This is a genomic window from Streptococcus sp. (assembly GCF_030528045.1).
Lineage (GTDB): Bacteria > Bacillota > Bacilli > Lactobacillales > Streptococcaceae > Streptococcus.
In genome coordinates, this window is the sequence record NZ_JAUMZR010000001.1 from 61,580 (window position 1) to 78,841 (window position 17,262).

Here is a 17,262-nt window from a genome sequence, read left to right on the forward strand (position 1 = left end):
ATAATGACTATGTCACGCCAAACTCCGTCACTTTCATTTGAAGTGTTCCCTCCAAACCCAGCTGTGGGTAATGATAAAATTATTTCAGCCTTGCAGGATATGCGGGAGCTGACACCGCACTTTATCAGTGTGACTGCCAGCAATAATAAATTTAATATCAAGGAAACAACGGTTCGTTTGGCTGACTTTATCCAGAATGACTTGGCGATTCCAACCATTGCCCACTTGCCAGCTATCTATCTGACCAAGGAAAAAGTTGCTGAAACCATTGCAGACTTGGATAAGGTTGGTGTACAGAAAATCTTGGCCCTGCGTGGGGATATTATCCCTGATGTGGAACCACAAAAGGATTTCCGATACGCAACGGATTTGATCGAGTTCATCAAGGAACAAGCTCCTCACTTTGATATTATTGGCGCTTGCTACCCAGAGGGGCATCCTGACTCGCCAAACCAAATCTCAGATATTCAAAATCTCAAGAAGAAAGTGGATGCAGGCTGTTCCAGCCTTGTAACGCAACTTTTCTTTGACAATGAGCGTTTCTACGATTTCCAAGACAAGTGTACCTTGGCAGGGATTGATGTTCCTATTCATGCGGGAATCATGCCCATTCTTAACCGTAACCAAGCGCTTCGTCTCTTGAAGACTTGTGAGAATATCCACCTTCCACGCAAATTCAAAGCCATCTTAGACAAGTATGAGCATGACCCTGAGTCGCTCAGAGCAGCAGGACTTGCCTATGCAGTGGACCAGATCGTGGACTTGGTAACCCAGGATGTTGCTGGTGTGCATCTCTACACCATGAACAATGCTGAAACAGCAAAATACATCCACCAAGCAACCCATGCCTTGTTTAACCATCAGTCTTTAGGATAATAAAAAGCAAACCATTCTTCTCAGGTGAGGGGAATGGTTCCTTTTTAATAGAAAAGCCCGTACTTTTTAAGAAAAATATGATAAAATAGACTCTGTACGTACTTGATACAAAGATGAGGGTATAAACGATACAAAAAGGCTGTTGCAATCCCTATCTCATCGAGTTGCATAGTGGTTTAGTATCTTGAAAGTTGAACACGGGCTAAATCCCTAGTGAAAAAGATAGATTTCCTGGTGTGTATCGCACGCTGCGTCAATTTATGCTATCATGAGTAATTGAACCCGGCCGAAAAGCTGTGTAAAAAAGATAAACTGTCTTGTCTTCATCGAAGACTTCGCCAGTTTCCTATTTTTACTTTGCTTTTTGCGACCTTAGTATCTTGATCTTTGTAGGCAAGGCGTATAATTTCATCAATCCAAAGGGGATTAAAATGACAAAACAAGTGTTTCAAACGACTTTTGCGGGTCGTGAGTTGGTTGTAGAGACTGGTCAGGTTGCCAAGCAAGCAAATGGCTCGGTTGTCGTGCGTTACGGTGAGTCAACTGTCTTGACTGCGGCAGTTATGTCTAAGAAAATGGCAACTGGGGATTTCTTCCCTCTTCAAGTCAACTATGAAGAAAAAATGTATGCGGCTGGGAAGTTTCCTGGTGGCTTTATGAAACGTGAAGGACGTCCTTCAACAGATGCGACTTTGACAGCGCGTTTGATTGACCGTCCCATCCGTCCCATGTTTGCGGAAGGTTTCCGTAACGAAGTGCAAGTGATCAACACCGTCCTTTCTTATGATGAAAATGCTTCTGCACCTATGGCTGCTATGTTTGGTTCATCTTTAGCGCTTTCTATCTCAGACATTCCATTTGACGGACCAATCGCTGGGGTACAAGTGGGCTATGTCGACGGTGAAATCATCATCAACCCAAGTCAAGAACAAGCAGAGCAATCGCTTCTTGAATTGACAGTTGCAGGAACTAAACATGCAATCAACATGGTTGAGTCTGGTGCCAAAGAATTGTCAGAAGAAATCATGTTGGAAGCCCTTCTGAAAGGACACGAAGCTGTTAAAGAATTGATTGCCTTCCAAGAAGAAATCGTTGCTGCGGTCGGTAAGGAAAAAGCAGAAGTGGAATTGCTTCATGTGGATGCTGACTTGCAAGCTGAAATCATCGCAGCCTATAACAGCGACCTTCAAAAAGCGGTTCAAGTAGAAGAAAAATTGGCTCGTGAAGCTGCAACTCAAGCAGTTAAAGACCAAGTGACTGCTGTTTATGAAGAAAAATATGCAGACCATGAAGAATTTGACCGTATCATGCGTGATGTGGCTGAAATCTTGGAACAAATGGAACACGCTGAAGTACGCCGTTTGATTACAGAAGACAAGGTGCGTCCTGATGGTCGTAAGGTCGATGAAATCCGTCCTTTAGATGCGCAGGTCGACTATCTTCCTCGTGTACATGGTTCTAGCCTTTTCACTCGTGGACAAACGCAAGCTCTTTCAGTCTTGACCTTGGCTCCAATGGGTGAAACTCAAATCATCGATGGTTTGGATCCAGAGTACAAGAAACGCTTTATGCACCACTATAACTTCCCTCAATACTCTGTAGGGGAAACTGGTCGTTACGGTGCGCCTGGTCGTCGTGAAATTGGTCATGGGGCTCTCGGTGAACGTGCTCTTGCTCAAGTCTTGCCAAGCTTGGAAGAATTTCCATACGCAATCCGCTTGGTAGCAGAAGTCTTAGAATCAAACGGTTCATCTTCTCAAGCCTCTATCTGTGCGGGAACGCTTGCCCTTATGGCTGGTGGTGTGCCAATCAAGGCACCGGTAGCTGGTATTGCCATGGGTCTTATCTCAGATGGAAATAACTACACAGTATTGACAGATATCCAAGGGTTGGAAGACCACTTTGGAGATATGGACTTTAAGGTTGCTGGTACTCGTGACGGGATTACAGCTCTTCAAATGGATATCAAGATTCAAGGAATTACTGCAGAAATCTTGACTGAGGCCCTTGCTCAAGCCAAGAAAGCTCGTTTTGAAATCCTTGATGTGATTGAAGCAACCATTCCAGAAGTTCGTCCAGAATTGGCTCCAACTGCACCGAAAATTGATACCATCAAGATTGATGTGGACAAGATTAAGATTGTCATCGGTAAGGGTGGCGAAACTATTGACAAGATTATCGCTGAAACAGGCGTTAAAATCGATATTGATGAAGAAGGTAATGTATCTATCTACTCAAGCGACCAAGATGCCATTAACCGAACCAAAGAAATCATCGCTGGTTTGGTTCGTGAAGCCAAAGTGGATGAAGTTTACCATGCCAAGGTTGTCCGTATCGAGAAATTTGGTGCCTTTGTCAACCTCTTTGACAAGACAGATGCCCTCGTTCACATTTCTGAAATGGCTTGGACTCGTACCAACCGTGTCGAGGACTTGGTAGCTATCGGTGATGAAGTCGATGTTAAGGTTATCAAGATTGATGAAAAAGGCCGTATCGATGCCTCTATGAAAGTTCTTCTTCCTCGTCCGCCAAAACCTGAGCATGATGAAAAAGGCGAAAAGTCTGAGCGACCTCACCGTCCACGTCATCACAAGGACCACAAACCTAAGAAAGAAGTTACAGAAACACCAAAAGATTCAGAATAAGAAAAGGAGAAATGTATGGGATGGTGGCGCGAAACCATTGATATTGTAAAAGAAAATGATCCAGCGGCACGCAACAGTTTGGAAGTTTTGCTGACTTATCCAGGTGTCAAGGCCTTAGCTGCCCACCGTCTCTCGCATTTTCTCTGGAAGCATGGCTTCAAACTCCTGGCTCGGATGCACAGTCAGTTTTGGCGTTTTTGGACCCAAATCGAGATTCATCCGGGTGCCCAGATTGACTCAGGTGTTTTTATCGACCACGGTTCAGGATTGGTAATTGGAGAGACAGCGATTGTTGAAAAAGGCGTTCTTCTCTATCACGGAGTGACTCTTGGTGGAACAGGGAAGGATGTTGGCAAACGCCATCCGACTGTGCGTAAAGGAGCTCTCATATCGGCCCATGCCCAAGTTATCGGACCGGTAGAAATCGGTGAAAATGCCAAGGTTGGTGCAGCTGCAGTAGTCGTGGCAGATGTACCTAGTGATGTGACAGTTGTCGGTATTCCTGCTAAGATTGTCCGTGTTCATGGTAAGAAGGATGAGCCGGTCATTCACGAAGTCGAAGAAAAACGTGAGTACTACGTCAATAAACTCGAGCAGGCTAAAGAAGCCAGTCACAGATCGTCTGGATTGTAGAGGATACCTATATGATTCAAGCAAGAAACAAGTTAAGCCAAGAGGAGCTATCTGAGGCGAAAAAACTAATTAACTGTTGCCAAAGCTATGACGGTACCTATCGTGATCCCTATCTCTCTAACATGCTTAATTTTGACCCAAACATGCCCGCCTTTTTCCTTTATTATGAAAAAGGCGAACTTGTTGGTCTCTTAACTGTCTATGCTGATGATCAAGATGTAGAAGTGACGATACTGGTTCATCCAGATTATCGTCGTCAGGGAATTGCGCGTGCTTTGTTTACGAGTTTTGAGAAAGAAACAGCTTCTTTCCCTATTCGTTCAGTGACTTTTCAGACAGAACGTATTTTTCTAGAGCGTCATCCTGATTCTGTCAGTGACTGGGGATTGGTCGAGGATGAAGAGACAGAAACCTGGTTAGGTAAGGATAGAAGACCTTATCAGTTAGCAAAACTTTCTAATCTTGAAGTTTTATTAGCAGATAGTTCGTATCAGGAGCAAATTAGCCAGTTAAAATTTCAGGCGTTTTCAGAGGAACATGAGTCTAGAGAGATTGTGGATAGATATGTTGCTAAAGCTCTGAGGGATCTAGAAAGTCGCTTATATATTTTGTTAAAAGACGGTCAGGTTATTGGAACTTGCACGGTAGATTTATCGACTAATACGAATTACTTCTACGGTTTAGCAATATCTGAACCTGAACGTGGGAAAGGCTATGAAAGCTACTTAGCAAAATCCCTTGTTAACCAACTAATTGAGCAAAATGATAAGGAATTTCAGATTGCAGTAGAGGATAGCAACGTCGGTGCCAAACGCTTATATGAAAAAATCGGTTTTGTCAAACAGACCCAGGTGGTTTATTTGAACGAGAAAGGAGCAAGGGATTCCGAAGTCTAGAGACATTCGGACTGAAATTCAATTGAACTCTTAGTGATGAAACTAAGTGTTCTTGGATTTTGGTTTTCCTGACTATTATTTTATGATTAAAATCTACGACACCATGTCTCGTAATTTGCGAGACTTTGTCCCGATTGAGGACGGTAAGGTTAAGATGTATGTCTGTGGGCCAACCGTGTACAACTATATCCACGTGGGGAATGCTCGTTCAACGATGGCTTTTGACACCATTCGTCGTTATTTCGAATACCGTGGCTACGAGATTGCCTATATTTCCAATTTCACGGATGTGGATGATAAGATTATCAACCGTGCCAAAGAAGAAGGTATCACGCCTCAGGAGGTTGCGGACAAGTACATCGCTGCCTTTCGTGAGGACGTGACGGCTTTGGGCGTCAAGCCTGCGACTCGCCATCCTCGTGTGGTAGAGTTTATGGCTGACATCATCCGTTTTGTGGAAGACTTGATTGAAAAAGGTTATGCTTACGAGAGTCAAGGGGATGTTTACTTCCGTGTTGAAAAATCCCACAACTATGCCAAGTTGGCCAATAGAACCTTGGAAGATTTGGAGCTAGGTGCTTCAGGTCGTACCGATGAAGAAACAGCTCGCAAGGAAAATCCTGTAGACTTTGCCCTTTGGAAAGCTGCAAAACCAGACGAAATTTCCTGGGATAGTCCTTGGGGACCTGGTCGTCCGGGCTGGCATATCGAGTGTTCGGTCATGTCAACAGAGATTTTGGGCGATACTATTGATATCCACGGTGGTGGAGCTGATTTGGAGTTCCCTCACCATACCAACGAAATTGCCCAGTCAGAAGCAAAAACAGGCAAGACTTTTGCTAACTACTGGATGCATAATGGCTTTGTCAATATCGACAATGTCAAGATGTCTAAGTCCTTGGGCAACTTTATAACCGTACACGATGCCCTTAAAACTCTTGATGGGCAAGTGTTGCGTTTCTTCTTTGCCACTCAGCATTACCGTAAACCTATCAACTTTACGGAAAAAGCAGTGCGTGATGCCGAGACCAATCTTAAGTATCTAAAAAACACTTATGAGCAACCTTTTTCTGGAACTGTAGATGCTCAAGAGTTGCAGGCTTTTAAAGATAAGTTTGTTGCCGCTATGGATGAGGATTTCAACTCTGCCAACGGTATCACAGTTGTCTTTGAAATGGCCAAATGGATCAACTCAGGAAGCTATGATGCAAGTGTTAAGGAAGCTCTTGCGGCTATGTTGGAAGTCTTTGGAATTGTCTTTGTTGAGGAAGTTTTGGATGCAGAGATCGAAGCCTTGATCCAAAAACGTCAAGAAGCGCGTGCTAATCGTGACTTTGCGACAGCAGACCAAATCCGTGACCAATTGGCGGCTCAAGGAATTAATCTCCTTGACACCAAGGATGGAGTGAGGTGGACTCGTGATTGATGTCAATCTCATTAACGGGATTGCGCTTGCCTTCGAAGGAGATGCGGTTTATTCCATGTATATCCGTCGCCATCTCATCCTTAAAGGCATGACCAAACCCAACAAACTCCACCAAGAGGCAACTAAGTATGTGTCAGCCAAGGCTCAAGCTCACTTGATTGCCCTCATGTTGGAAGAGCAAGTCCTGACGGAAAAAGAAGAAGAAATCTACAAACGAGGTCGCAATACCAATAGTCATACAAAGGCTAAAAATGCTGATGTGGTGACTTACCGCATGTCTACTGGCTTTGAGGCGGTGATGGGCTATCTCCATCTGACTGAAAATGTGGAGCGCCTAGAGATCATAATTTCTTGGTGCATCCAAAAAGTGGAGGGCTAGAATATGATTGCAAAGGAATTACAAGACTGGTTCCCTGAAACTCAGATTTCAGATCAGCCAGTAGAGAAACCAGGCTATCTTACTCTCCCTTTAGCTTCTCAGCAGTGGATTTTACTGGAAGAAGCTGGGCTCAGCGAACGTGAAAAGCAGTTAATTGCCCTTTTAACCCAGCAGGAGCAGGCTCGCTCGCTCAATCCTTGGTATCCCTATCTGATCGAGGGGAAGGGGCAGGCACCGCAAACTTTCAAAAAGATTCAGCTGGTTTATTGCCATCTTTCCTACTTCCAACAGGAAAACTTGACTTCTTGGTTGGATATGATGAGAACCCTCTTTCCTAATTGCGAGACAGTGCTTCAGGTGGGAGCTCAGGATTACCTATTTGTTCTCCAACAGGACAAGTATACCTCGGTTCGCTCAATCTTGACAGATACCTTGGAAGCTGTAGAATACGACTTTGGGGTGCGTCTGTCTATTATGCTTGGTCAGGTCTGGTCGCAAATAGGAAATCAGAGTCTGACAGATCTCATCAAAGCTGAACGCGACTTGTTTAAAAACTGGTGGCGTCAAGGTCATCAAGGATTCCATACTTTTTCTCAACTTTACCTTTGGAGTATGGGTGAAAAAATGGTGGATCTTGGTTTGATCAAAGATTATCTACACCAGATGATTTTGGATCAGGATCAAATTCAGGAAATCATTCTCTCCTTATGGGAAAATAGTGCAGTCCTAACTAAGACAGCTCAGCAACTCTACTTGCACCGCAATTCTCTCCAATACAAGATTGATAAATGGGAAGAGTTAACAGGGCTACAGTTGAAAGAATTGACAGATTTGACCTTGTGTTATCAGTTGATTTTACCAGATATTGTTTAAAGTTTTGTGCAAGTTGCACAGAACTTTTTTATTTTTTTGGTCACCTTGCCATAGAAAAGTAAAGCGTTTTCATCTATAATAAAACTATCAAAAGACAAAAGGAGTTCACTTCGATGGTAGAATTAAATCTTAAAAACATTTACAAAAAATATCCAAACAGCGAACACTACTCAGTTGAAGACTTCAACTTGGACATCAAAGACAAAGAATTTATCGTTTTCGTAGGTCCTTCAGGATGTGGTAAATCAACAACTCTTCGTATGATTGCTGGTCTTGAAGATATCACAGAAGGTACTGCATCTATCGATGGCGTGGTTGTCAACGACGTAGCTCCAAAAGACCGTGACATCGCCATGGTATTCCAAAACTACGCTCTTTATCCACACATGACTGTATATGACAACATGGCTTTCGGTTTGAAATTGCGTAAATATAGCAAGGAAGATATCGACAAACGTGTGCAAGAAGCGGCAGCAATTCTTGGTTTGAAGGAATTCTTGGATCGTAAACCAGCTGACCTTTCAGGTGGTCAACGTCAACGTGTTGCCATGGGTCGTGCCATCGTCCGTGATGCAAAAGTGTTCTTGATGGACGAACCTTTGTCAAACTTGGATGCTAAACTTCGTGTATCTATGCGTGCTGAAATTGCGAAAATTCACCGTCGTATCGGAGCTACAACTATCTACGTAACCCACGACCAAACAGAAGCGATGACTCTTGCAGACCGTATTGTTATCATGTCAGCTACTAAGAACCCTGCTGGTACAGGTACTATCGGACGTGTTGAACAAATCGGTACCCCTCAAGAAGTTTACAAAAATCCAGTTAACAAATTTGTAGCAGGATTTATCGGAAGCCCAGCTATGAACTTCATCAATGTAAAATTGGTTGGTAGCGAAATTGTTTCTGACGGTTTCCGTTTGAAAGTACCAGAAGGTGCTTTGAAAGTTCTTCGTGACAAAGGCTACGAAGGAAAAGAATTGATCTTCGGTATCCGTCCAGAAGATGTGAACGCAGAACCCGCTTTCCTTGAAACATTCCCAGAATCAGTTATCAAAGCTACTATCTCAGTATCAGAATTGCTTGGTTCAGAATCTCACCTTTACTGCCAAGTTGGTAAAGACGAATTTGTTGCAAAAGTGGATGCTCGTGACTACTTGCAAACAGGTGCAACGGTTGAACTTGGATTTGACTTGAACAAAGCACACTTCTTCGACGTAGAAACTGAAAAAACAGTCTACTAAGCAAATGAAATGTCAAAACACTGCTAGAGAAATCTGGCAGTGTTTTTGCTGGTTAAAAAGAAGCAGGACGAGTCTCGCCTTGCTTCTATTATGTTATTCTTCCTTTTTCTTGAGAGAAAGTCCAAGCCCCGCTAGAATGACACCTAGGAAGGTTAGGATAGACGTTTTCTCACCTGTATTTGGTAGAGTAGTAGCTACTGGATTATGAGCGCTTGGTAAAATAATAGTTTGCCCACCGTTTGAAAGAGTGATTGCATCGCCTTGATTTTGTCCCTGCGTATCTTGGACTTCGTGGTGATTTGTTTCTGCAGGTTCAGCTTTAGGCTCTACATAGAGAAGGCGGTATTCGCCGAACCCTTCTTGGTCGGAGCTAGCTAGATATTGAATGTCACCATCTGTGCCGACTAAGTCTTTGGCCTTATCAGCTGTCAAGAAACGAACATCCAACCCTTTTATGCTATTTGTGAAGTGCCAGTTTTTATCTGCACTTGGGTTGATATTTTTTACATCGAGGATATAGTTGATGATAACCTGGCGATTTTCAAATCCGAGGAGACGATTGATGCTAGCATCACGAACACCAGGGAATTTACCATTTGCGCGATAATTGTTGGTTACCACGATGAATTCCTGATCTGGACGGACATCTTTTCCTTGGTATTTTAGATTGCGGACACGACTAGCATCAGGGTGGATTAACTTACCTTCGCGATCGTATTTATTTGGTTGGGTGACATCGTACTCATAGGTTACACCGTCAATCACATCAAAATTATAAGTACGGTAGCTTGGATTGATGAGCTGTTGCGCTTCTTTTTTAGTTGGATCAATCGTGTTGAACTGACCAGCAGACATTTCCAACCATTCTTTGAGTTGAGCTCCAGTGACTTTTAGGATGGCCGTGACATTGTCGTAGAGGTAGAGATCGGCTACGTTTTTGATGGCGATTGGGCCAGCTGGAATATCTGTATAGGCAGTAGCATCTCCACGGGTTCCCGCCTTAAATGGTGCCGCAGCCGAGAGAATAGGAAGACCTCCTTCAGGAGTTCCTGCTAGTTCTTTCTTAGCATACCAGATTTGTGCGTTATTGACGATTTGAACAGATGGATCATCCTTGACAAGGGCAAAATAGCTCGTGATCGGTGCAGTTGTTGTTCCGACCTGTTGGCGAACGTATTGGATGGTTCCTTCGTGGGCTGTTTTGGCAATTTCTTTGATTCGTTCATCAGCGTCTTTGGACTTAGTGTGAATCTTACGAATAGAGCCTTTGCTGTTGGCAACAGTCCATTTTCCGTTTTTGTAGATAAGGTTAAGGTCGATAATACCGAGGTGGTCCCCATATTTCACAGCTATGGTTACAGGAGTACCGTTGATTTTACCATTTACGCCATCAACACCAGCATATTTTTCATAAAAGCCAGTGCCATTTCCACTTGGAAATTCGGCGTGAGAATGCCCTGTTACAACTGCATCCACACCAGGTAGACTTGCAATTTGATAGCCTTCGTTTTCTTCTCCTTTTTCGTACTTATCATCTCCGATACCTGAGTGAGAGAGTACAAGAGTGATGTCTGCACCTGCTTTGCGCATTTCAGGGATAATCTTTTGAATAGCTTCTACAGAGTCATTGACCTGAATCTTTCCTTCAAGGTTGGCCTTATCCCAGCTGAGAATTTGAGGGGGAACGATTCCAGTCACCCCAATTTTGACGGTCGTTTTGCGACCAGTTTTATCAACAAAGGTTTTGCTGATGATTTTATAGGGGTCGTAGACATAAGCGCCCGTTTTAGGATCTACAACATTGGCGTTGACAATCGGCATTCCAGCTGTATCAATGACACGTTTGAGGTAGTCTAAACCATAGTTAAACTCATGGTTTCCAAGTGTACCAGCTTCAAAACCGAGCTTTTGAAGTGCTGCATACATAGTGTGCTGTTCCCCTTCTTTGACTGGGTTAACGATGGCCTTGTAAGTTCCAAGTGGCGTTCCTTGGATGGTGTCTCCATTATCTACAAGAAGTGTATTGCTATTTTCTTTTTTAGCTTCTTCGATGAGAACAGCTGTCTTTGCTAGTCCAACGTTCTCAGCGGGTTTGTCTTGGTAATAATCATAGTTAACTAAATTGGTGTGAAGGTCAGTTGTTGCAAGGATGCGGACATCGACTTCCTGTCCTTCTGTTGGTTGAAGGGCTTTGTCGTCTGCAAGGCTTCCTTCTTTAGAAGGGGTTATTTCAGTGCTTGCTACTGGAGTAGCATTTTCATCTTGTTTAACAGGGACGTCCGTTTTTTCAGATGCCGTTGCCTTTTCATTTCCAGTAGCTGTAACAGATTTCTCTGATTGGTTTGCCACTGGTTTAGGTGTTGTGCTAGTATCTAGATTTGTAGCTTTTTCATCTGCTTGTGCAGTAGAAGCTGCAAATACAGCTGCAGTCAGACCTAAAAGGGCTGCTTGTTTACGAAATGATGACATAAAAATCTCCTCAAAAATAGTTTCACTCTATTATACAGGATGGAAGCCAATCAATCGAGTTAAATACGAATGTTTTTAGAAATTTTATTAAAAATGATAGGAAATAGCTGGTTTGTTTATAAAATACACTCATTAATCATAAAAGTAAATAGAAATAATAAAACAGTTTAAAGTTTATTGTTCTTTTTGAGATCCTTGTAAGAAATGGAATAAATTATAGAACTGCAGAGCTTTTCTAGTTTTCATATCTTTAAAAAAGTGATAAAATGGTAGGAAGAATTGGAGAGTATAGATGCCGAAAGAAGTGAATTTGACGGGCGATCAGGTAGTCGCTTTAACGAAAGAATATTTAACAAAGGAAGACGTTGCTTTTGTACAAAAAGCATTAATTTACGCAGTTGATTGTCATAGTGGGCAGTTTCGGAAATCAGGTGAGCCCTATATTATCCATCCCATTCAGGTAGCAGGCATTCTGGCTAAGCTCAAGCTGGATGCAGTAACCGTTGCCTGTGGTTTTTTGCATGACGTGGTTGAGGATACAGACGCGACACTGGATGATCTAGAGAGAGAGTTCGGTCATGATGTTCGGATTATCGTTGATGGGGTGACCAAGCTTGGTAAGGTTGAGTACAAATCACTCGAGGAACAATTGGCTGAAAATCACCGCAAGATGCTTATGGCCATGTCTGAGGATATCCGTGTTATCTTGGTTAAATTATCGGACCGTTTGCACAATATGCGGACTCTCAAACACCTGCGAAAGGACAAGCAAGAACGTATCTCCAGAGAAACCATGGAAATTTACGCACCACTTGCTCATCGTCTGGGGATTTCCAGCGTCAAGTGGGAGTTAGAAGATCTATCTTTCCGTTATCTCAACCCAACTGAGTTTTACAAGATCACCCACATGATGAAGGAAAAACGCAGAGAACGTGAGGCTTTGGTCGACGAAGTTGTAACCAAGTTGGAAGAGTACGCTACCGAACGAAATCTCAAAGGGAAAATCTATGGTCGTCCTAAGCATATCTATTCGATCTACCGCAAGATGCAGGATAAGAAGAAACGCTTTGAGGAAATTTATGACCTGATTGCCATTCGCTGTATCTTGGATACCCAGAGTGATGTCTATGCTATGCTAGGTTATGTGCATGAACTTTGGAAACCTATGCCAGGCCGCTTCAAAGACTATATCGCTAACCGTAAGGCCAATGGTTACCAGTCTATCCATACGACTGTTTATGGGCCAAAAGGGCCGATTGAGTTCCAGATTCGGACCAAGGAAATGCACGAAGTGGCTGAGTACGGGGTAGCAGCTCACTGGGCATATAAGAAAGGCATTAAAGGGCAGGTCAACAGCAAGGAATCTGCTATTGGAATGAACTGGATCAAGGAGATGATGGAGCTCCAAGACCAGGCTGATGATGCCAAGGAATTTGTGGACTCTGTTAAAGAAAACTATCTGGCGGAGGAGATTTACGTCTTTACTCCAGATGGTGCAGTTCGTTCCCTTCCAAAAGATTCAGGACCGATTGACTTTGCCTATGAAATCCATACCAAAGTCGGTGAAAAAGCGACTGGCGCCAAGGTCAATGGCCGTATGGTTCCACTGACAACCAAGCTCAAGACAGGGGATCAGGTTGAAATTATCACCAACCCCAACTCCTTTGGTCCGAGTCGTGACTGGCTCAACATGGTCAAGACCAGCAAGGCGCGCAACAAGATTCGTCAGTTCTTTAAAAATCAAGACAAGGAATTATCCGTTAACAAGGGCCGTGAAATGTTGATGGCCCAGTTCCAAGAAAACGGCTATGTAGCCAATAAGTTTATGGACAAGCGTCATATGGACGAGGTCCTTCAAAAGACTAGCTACAAGACAGAGGAGGCCCTCTACGCAGCCATTGGTTTTGGAGAAATTGGTGCTATTACCGTCTTTAACCGTTTGACCGAAAAGGAACGCCGCGAGGAAGAACGCGCTAAGGCCAAGGCGGAAGCAGAAGAGCTTGTCAAAGGTGGCGAAGTTAAGGTTGAAAACAAAGAAACCCTCAAGGTTAAGCATGAGGGTGGTGTGGTCATTGAAGGTGCTTCAGGTCTCCTAGTTCGGATTGCCAAGTGTTGTAATCCAGTGCCGGGTGACGACATTGTCGGCTACATTACTAAGGGACGCGGTGTAGCTATTCACCGTGTGGACTGTATGAACCTCCGCGCCCAAGAAAACTATGAGCAACGTCTCCTTGATGTGGAGTGGGAAGATCAATTCTCAAGCAAGGAATACACTGCCCACATCGATATCTATGGTCTCAACCGTACAGGGCTTTTGAACGATGTTTTACAAGTTCTCTCAAACACGACCAAGAATATCTCAACCGTTAACGCCCAACCAACCAAAGATATGAAATTTGCCAATATCCATGTCTCCTTTGGTATTTCCAACCTCTCTACACTGACCACAGTCGTGGACAAGATTAAGAGTGTGCCAGAGGTTTACTCCGTCAAACGGACCAACGGCTAATTCTCCCTTCAGTTACTAGAAAGGCTATTATGAAAATCATCATTCAACGAGTCAAGAAAGCCCAAGTCAGTATCGAAGGTCAGGTTCATGGAAAAATTAATCAGGGACTCTTATTACTGGTCGGTGTTGGCCCAGAGGACCAAGAGGAAGATTTGGACTATGCTGTGAGAAAGCTTGTCAATATGCGGATTTTTTCAGACGCAGAAGGCAAGATGAACCTGTCTATCAAGGATATTGAGGGGGAAATCCTTTCTATTTCTCAGTTTACTCTTTTTGCGGATACCAAGAAAGGCAATCGTCCAGCTTTTACAGGTGCAGCCAAGCCGGATATGGCAGCTGCCTTCTATGAGGCTTTCAACCAAAAGCTAGCTCAGGAAGTGCCCGTTCAGACAGGCATCTTTGGAGCGGATATGCAGGTGGAGCTGGTAAATGATGGGCCAGTTACCATCATTCTTGATACTAAAAATAGATAAGAAAACCAAGCCCAGTTGGCTTGGTTTTTGTTTATAGACACTCCCAGAAGGCGATGTGTTTGTTGTAAAAGTCGGGATAGTTTTCTCTTAGGTGGCTAGCCGTCATATAATATAAAGTAGAATGACAGGAAGTAAAGACTGGAGTAAGAGAGTAGAAATATTGAGGGCCAGTGATGGCTAAAAAGACAAATAATAGCAAATCGCTGATGAGCACTCCTAAATAGTAGAAGCGAATCTTTTTATTGATTTGAGGATCAATCTCAGAGAACTGTTTTTTGAGTCGATTGACCAAGCGAAATAGCAGTAGTCCTTTAGCAAGGATGAAAATGAAGCAAAAAATAAGGCCTCTCTCCAAAGAAAGTTCGTATCGGGGTCTGAAAGTTACCAACAGTAGCAAATCGCTGACTACAATGGCTGCAAAATGGATTCTAAAGAGCTTTTTCATAGGAAGATCTCCTTCTTTTATCTAGCTTCATTCTACACCAAACGAATGGAACTTACAACTAAAATAATAAAAAATCCCTGAAAGGAATTTCTTTCAAGGATAAGGACTTAGTTGATTTTTTCGACATAGAGTTGTTTGGCGATATCCATACTAGCTTGGAGGTCTTCACCTTTGTTGACCAGTGTAAAGGTATTGGAAAAATTATCAAACTGCTTGACTTTGACTTGGTCACCGATATGGATTTCATGCTTTTCTAGATATTTGAGTAGTTCAAAACTATCATGAACGCGAGTCAGGAGATAGGTTCCAGCTTCTTGGACGTCTGCCAGTGGTAAGTTGTTGATTTCAACCAATAGCTCCCCCTTGGCTGGGATGGTTCCTCCGTGGGGGCAGGTTTTAGGGAAGCCCAGGAGTTTATCCAGTCTCTCTACAAAGAGATCGGATACAGTGTGCTCTAGGACCTCAGCTTCCTCGTGGATCTGGTCACTGGTATAGTCGAGATGGTGAACTAGAAAGACCTCAATCAACCGGTGTTTGCGATAGAGTTCGGAGACTAGTTTGAGGCCGATATCTGTCAATAGATAGCCATTCTCCTTGTCCTTGAGGATGAGATTTTCACTTTTCATGCGTTTGATCATCTCTGTTACGGCAGGTGGAGAGACTTGCATACGGGCAGCAATTTCCTTATTGGTGATTTTTTGCATTTCCGTACCGATTTCATAAATACATTTTAGGTAGTCTTCTTTATTTGGCGTCATTCGTTTCCTCTTGTCTTTTCTCTCCATCTAGTATATCAAAAAAAGCTAGATTTCTCTAGCCTTCTGCCCTAATGGCTTTGATTTTAGTCCAGTTCTTTCACTGAAGCAATAGCAGCTTCAAAGTCTGGTTCCGTGTTAATGTTGTCAACGTATTCTACGTAACGGATGACATTGTCAGTATCGAGAACAAAGACAGCACGTGCAAGGAGATGCCATTCGTTGATCAAGAGGGCATAATCGCGCCCGAAAGAATGGTCGAAGTAGTCTGAGAGCATGATGGCATTGTCAAGACCTTCAGCCCCACACCAGCGTCCTTGGGCAAATGGTAGGTCCATAGAAACAGTAAGAACGACGGTATTGTCGAGGTTAGCTAGTTCTTGGTTGAATCGACGTGTTTGCGTTGAGCAGATACCAGTATCGATAGAAGGGACAACACTCAAGACTTTTTTCTTTCCATCAAAGTCAGCTAGCGTTTTTTTAGAGAGATCGGTTGTCGTGAGAGAAAAGTCAAGTGCCTTGTCTCCGACTTGCAGTTGTTTACCTGTAAAAGTTACAGGATTTCCGAGAAAAGTGGTCATGAAACTACTCCATTCTTTTTTCTTTTATTTTACCGAGAATTGTCAGATTTTTCCAATGATTTGACTGGAAATTAAGCGATAAAAAACGCCTGTTCATGTGAGAACGACGTTTTTAATGGATTACTTAGACAAACCTTCAGCAATCTTGTCAAGGTTGTATTTCATCATGCTGTAGTAGCTGTCGCCTTCTTTCCCTTCTTCAGCAATTGAGTCAGTAAAGATTTGTGCGTAGATTGGGATATTTGTGTCTTGTGAAACAGTCTTCATTGGACGGTCATCGACACTTGATTCAACAAAGAGGGATGGAACTTTTGTTTGGCGAAGTTTTTCAACCAAGGTCTTGATTTGGTCAGGTGTACCTTCTTCTTCCGTGTTGATTTCCCAGATGTAGGCACTTGGGACACCGTAAGCTTTAGAGAAGTATTTGAAGCATCCTTCGCTGGTTACGATGAGTTTCTTCTCAGCAGGGATATTGTTAAATTTCTCTTTGGCTTCCTTGTCCAGTTTATCTAGTTTTTCAGTATAGTCTTTGAGATTTTTTTCGTAGAATTCCTTGTTGCTAGGATCTTTTGCAATCAGTTGTTTAGCGATATTTTTAGCATAAATCATCCCATTTTCAAGGTTGAGCCAAGCGTGTGGGTCTTCTTTGCCTTTCTCGTTTTGGCCCTCAAGGTAGATGATGTCTACACCGTCGCTAACTGCAAAGTAGTCCTTGTTTTCAGTTTTCTTGGCATTTTCAACCAATTTGGTAAACCAAGCATTGCCACCTGTTTCAAGGTTGATACCGTTATAGAAAATCAAGTCAGCTTGAGAAGTTTTCTTAACGTCTTCAGGAAGTGGTTCGTATTCATGTGGGTCTTGACCAACAGGAACGATACTATGAAGATCGATCTTGTCACCAGCGATATTTTTGGTAATATCAGCGATGATTGAGTTTGTAGCAACAACTTTTAGTTTTTGACCAGAAGCCGTATCTTTTTTTCCGCTAGCACATGCTACAAGAGCAATGACGGAAAGAAAGAGTACAAGCAATGTACCTAATTTTTTCATTAGATTCC

At 43.0% G+C, this 17,262-nt stretch carries 15 protein-coding genes; 10 read left to right on the forward strand and 5 right to left on the reverse strand.

Going from position 1 to position 17,262, the window contains the following annotated elements; all coding sequences use genetic code 11:
* The first annotated feature begins 9 nt into the window (after window positions 1-9).
* From metF to Q4A91_RS00340, 8 genes are all read left to right on the forward strand, one after another.
* Window positions 10-876, forward strand: a complete 867-nt coding sequence (gene metF / locus Q4A91_RS00305; RefSeq protein WP_061421607.1) for a methylenetetrahydrofolate reductase [NAD(P)H] — start codon at window positions 10-12, stop codon at window positions 874-876.
* Window positions 877-1,307: 431 nt separating this feature from the next.
* Window positions 1,308-3,521 (forward strand): polyribonucleotide nucleotidyltransferase, encoded by a 2,214-nt coding sequence (gene pnp / locus Q4A91_RS00310; RefSeq protein ID WP_303203958.1) that lies wholly within the window; start codon window positions 1,308-1,310, stop codon window positions 3,519-3,521.
* A gap of 15 nt (window positions 3,522-3,536) precedes the next feature.
* The gene (cysE, locus tag Q4A91_RS00315; protein WP_267247145.1) at window positions 3,537-4,154 is read left to right on the forward strand and encodes a serine O-acetyltransferase; all 618 of its coding nucleotides are present in this window, start codon (window positions 3,537-3,539) and stop codon (window positions 4,152-4,154) included.
* Between the two features lie 11 nt (window positions 4,155-4,165).
* Window positions 4,166-5,050, forward strand: coding sequence for a GNAT family N-acetyltransferase (locus Q4A91_RS00320; protein WP_303203959.1), 885 nt, complete (start codon window positions 4,166-4,168; stop codon window positions 5,048-5,050).
* 82 nt (window positions 5,051-5,132) lie between these two features.
* Entirely contained in the window at window positions 5,133-6,476 is a 1,344-nt protein-coding gene (gene cysS / locus Q4A91_RS00325; RefSeq protein ID WP_303203960.1) for a cysteine--tRNA ligase, read from the forward strand.
* A complete protein-coding gene (locus tag Q4A91_RS00330) occupies window positions 6,469-6,855 on the forward strand; it encodes a Mini-ribonuclease 3 (protein ID WP_303203961.1) in 387 nt (128 codons plus the stop codon). Before cysS ends, Q4A91_RS00330 begins: the two co-directional genes overlap by 8 nt.
* Before the next feature lie 3 nt (window positions 6,856-6,858).
* Window positions 6,859-7,728 (forward strand): PucR family transcriptional regulator, encoded by an 870-nt coding sequence (locus Q4A91_RS00335; protein ID WP_303203962.1) that lies wholly within the window; start codon window positions 6,859-6,861, stop codon window positions 7,726-7,728.
* Between the two features lie 113 nt (window positions 7,729-7,841).
* On the forward strand, window positions 7,842-8,972 hold the full coding sequence (locus tag Q4A91_RS00340) for an ABC transporter ATP-binding protein (RefSeq protein WP_303203963.1): 1,131 nt from the start codon (window positions 7,842-7,844) through the stop codon (window positions 8,970-8,972).
* A gap of 93 nt (window positions 8,973-9,065) precedes the next feature.
* Here Q4A91_RS00340 and Q4A91_RS00345 read toward each other — a convergent pair whose 3' ends face one another.
* On the reverse strand, window positions 9,066-11,441 hold the full coding sequence (locus Q4A91_RS00345) for a bifunctional 2',3'-cyclic-nucleotide 2'-phosphodiesterase/3'-nucleotidase (protein WP_303203964.1): 2,376 nt from the start codon (window positions 11,439-11,441) through the stop codon (window positions 9,066-9,068).
* Between the two features lie 292 nt (window positions 11,442-11,733).
* Here Q4A91_RS00345 and Q4A91_RS00350 point away from each other — a divergent pair, with 292 nt between their 5' ends.
* Both Q4A91_RS00350 and dtd read left to right on the forward strand, forming a co-directional pair.
* A complete protein-coding gene (locus Q4A91_RS00350; RefSeq protein ID WP_001123776.1) occupies window positions 11,734-13,950 on the forward strand; it encodes a bifunctional (p)ppGpp synthetase/guanosine-3',5'-bis(diphosphate) 3'-pyrophosphohydrolase in 2,217 nt (738 codons plus the stop codon).
* Between the two features lie 29 nt (window positions 13,951-13,979).
* Window positions 13,980-14,423 (forward strand): D-aminoacyl-tRNA deacylase, encoded by a 444-nt coding sequence (dtd, locus tag Q4A91_RS00355; protein ID WP_254736808.1) that lies wholly within the window; start codon window positions 13,980-13,982, stop codon window positions 14,421-14,423.
* A 31-nt stretch (window positions 14,424-14,454) separates the two neighbouring features.
* On the opposite strand, the gene Q4A91_RS00360 is transcribed toward dtd, so the two are convergent.
* The 4 genes from Q4A91_RS00360 to Q4A91_RS00375 form a co-directional block, all read right to left on the reverse strand.
* Window positions 14,455-14,868, reverse strand: coding sequence for a hypothetical protein (locus Q4A91_RS00360; RefSeq protein ID WP_303203965.1), 414 nt, complete (start codon window positions 14,866-14,868; stop codon window positions 14,455-14,457).
* A 107-nt stretch (window positions 14,869-14,975) separates the two neighbouring features.
* The gene (locus Q4A91_RS00365; RefSeq protein ID WP_303203966.1) at window positions 14,976-15,626 is read right to left on the reverse strand and encodes a metal-dependent transcriptional regulator; all 651 of its coding nucleotides are present in this window, start codon (window positions 15,624-15,626) and stop codon (window positions 14,976-14,978) included.
* Window positions 15,627-15,709: 83 nt separating this feature from the next.
* Complete coding sequence (gene tpx, locus Q4A91_RS00370) at window positions 15,710-16,204, reverse strand: thiol peroxidase (protein ID WP_303203967.1); 495 nt, start codon at window positions 16,202-16,204, stop codon at window positions 15,710-15,712.
* Window positions 16,205-16,324: 120 nt separating this feature from the next.
* Window positions 16,325-17,254 carry a metal ABC transporter substrate-binding protein gene (locus Q4A91_RS00375; RefSeq protein ID WP_303203968.1) on the reverse strand — a complete coding sequence of 310 codons (930 nt, stop codon included), beginning with the start codon at window positions 17,252-17,254 and terminating at the stop codon, window positions 16,325-16,327.
* Between the last annotated feature and the right edge of the window lie 8 nt (window positions 17,255-17,262).

Excerpts from the sequence above, each read along its gene's own strand:
- metF (WP_061421607.1), top strand. The coding sequence starts at position 10 with ATGTCACGCCAAACTCCGTCACTTTCATTTGAAGTGTTCCCTCCAAAC.
- pnp (WP_303203958.1), top strand. The coding sequence starts at position 1,308 with ATGACAAAACAAGTGTTTCAAACGACTTTTGCGGGTCGTGAGTTGGTT.
- cysE (WP_267247145.1), top strand. The coding sequence starts at position 3,537 with ATGGGATGGTGGCGCGAAACCATTGATATTGTAAAAGAAAATGATCCA.
- Q4A91_RS00320 (WP_303203959.1), top strand. The coding sequence starts at position 4,166 with ATGATTCAAGCAAGAAACAAGTTAAGCCAAGAGGAGCTATCTGAGGCG.
- cysS (WP_303203960.1), top strand. The coding sequence starts at position 5,133 with ATGATTAAAATCTACGACACCATGTCTCGTAATTTGCGAGACTTTGTC.
- Q4A91_RS00335 (WP_303203962.1), top strand. The coding sequence starts at position 6,859 with ATGATTGCAAAGGAATTACAAGACTGGTTCCCTGAAACTCAGATTTCA.
- Q4A91_RS00340 (WP_303203963.1), top strand. The coding sequence starts at position 7,842 with ATGGTAGAATTAAATCTTAAAAACATTTACAAAAAATATCCAAACAGC.
- Q4A91_RS00345 (WP_303203964.1), bottom strand. The coding sequence starts at position 11,441 with ATGTCATCATTTCGTAAACAAGCAGCCCTTTTAGGTCTGACTGCAGCT.
- Q4A91_RS00350 (WP_001123776.1), top strand. The coding sequence starts at position 11,734 with ATGCCGAAAGAAGTGAATTTGACGGGCGATCAGGTAGTCGCTTTAACG.
- dtd (WP_254736808.1), top strand. The coding sequence starts at position 13,980 with ATGAAAATCATCATTCAACGAGTCAAGAAAGCCCAAGTCAGTATCGAA.
- Q4A91_RS00360 (WP_303203965.1), bottom strand. The coding sequence starts at position 14,868 with ATGAAAAAGCTCTTTAGAATCCATTTTGCAGCCATTGTAGTCAGCGAT.
- Q4A91_RS00365 (WP_303203966.1), bottom strand. The coding sequence starts at position 15,626 with ATGACGCCAAATAAAGAAGACTACCTAAAATGTATTTATGAAATCGGT.
- tpx (WP_303203967.1), bottom strand. The coding sequence starts at position 16,204 with ATGACCACTTTTCTCGGAAATCCTGTAACTTTTACAGGTAAACAACTG.
- Q4A91_RS00375 (WP_303203968.1), bottom strand. The coding sequence starts at position 17,254 with ATGAAAAAATTAGGTACATTGCTTGTACTCTTTCTTTCCGTCATTGCT.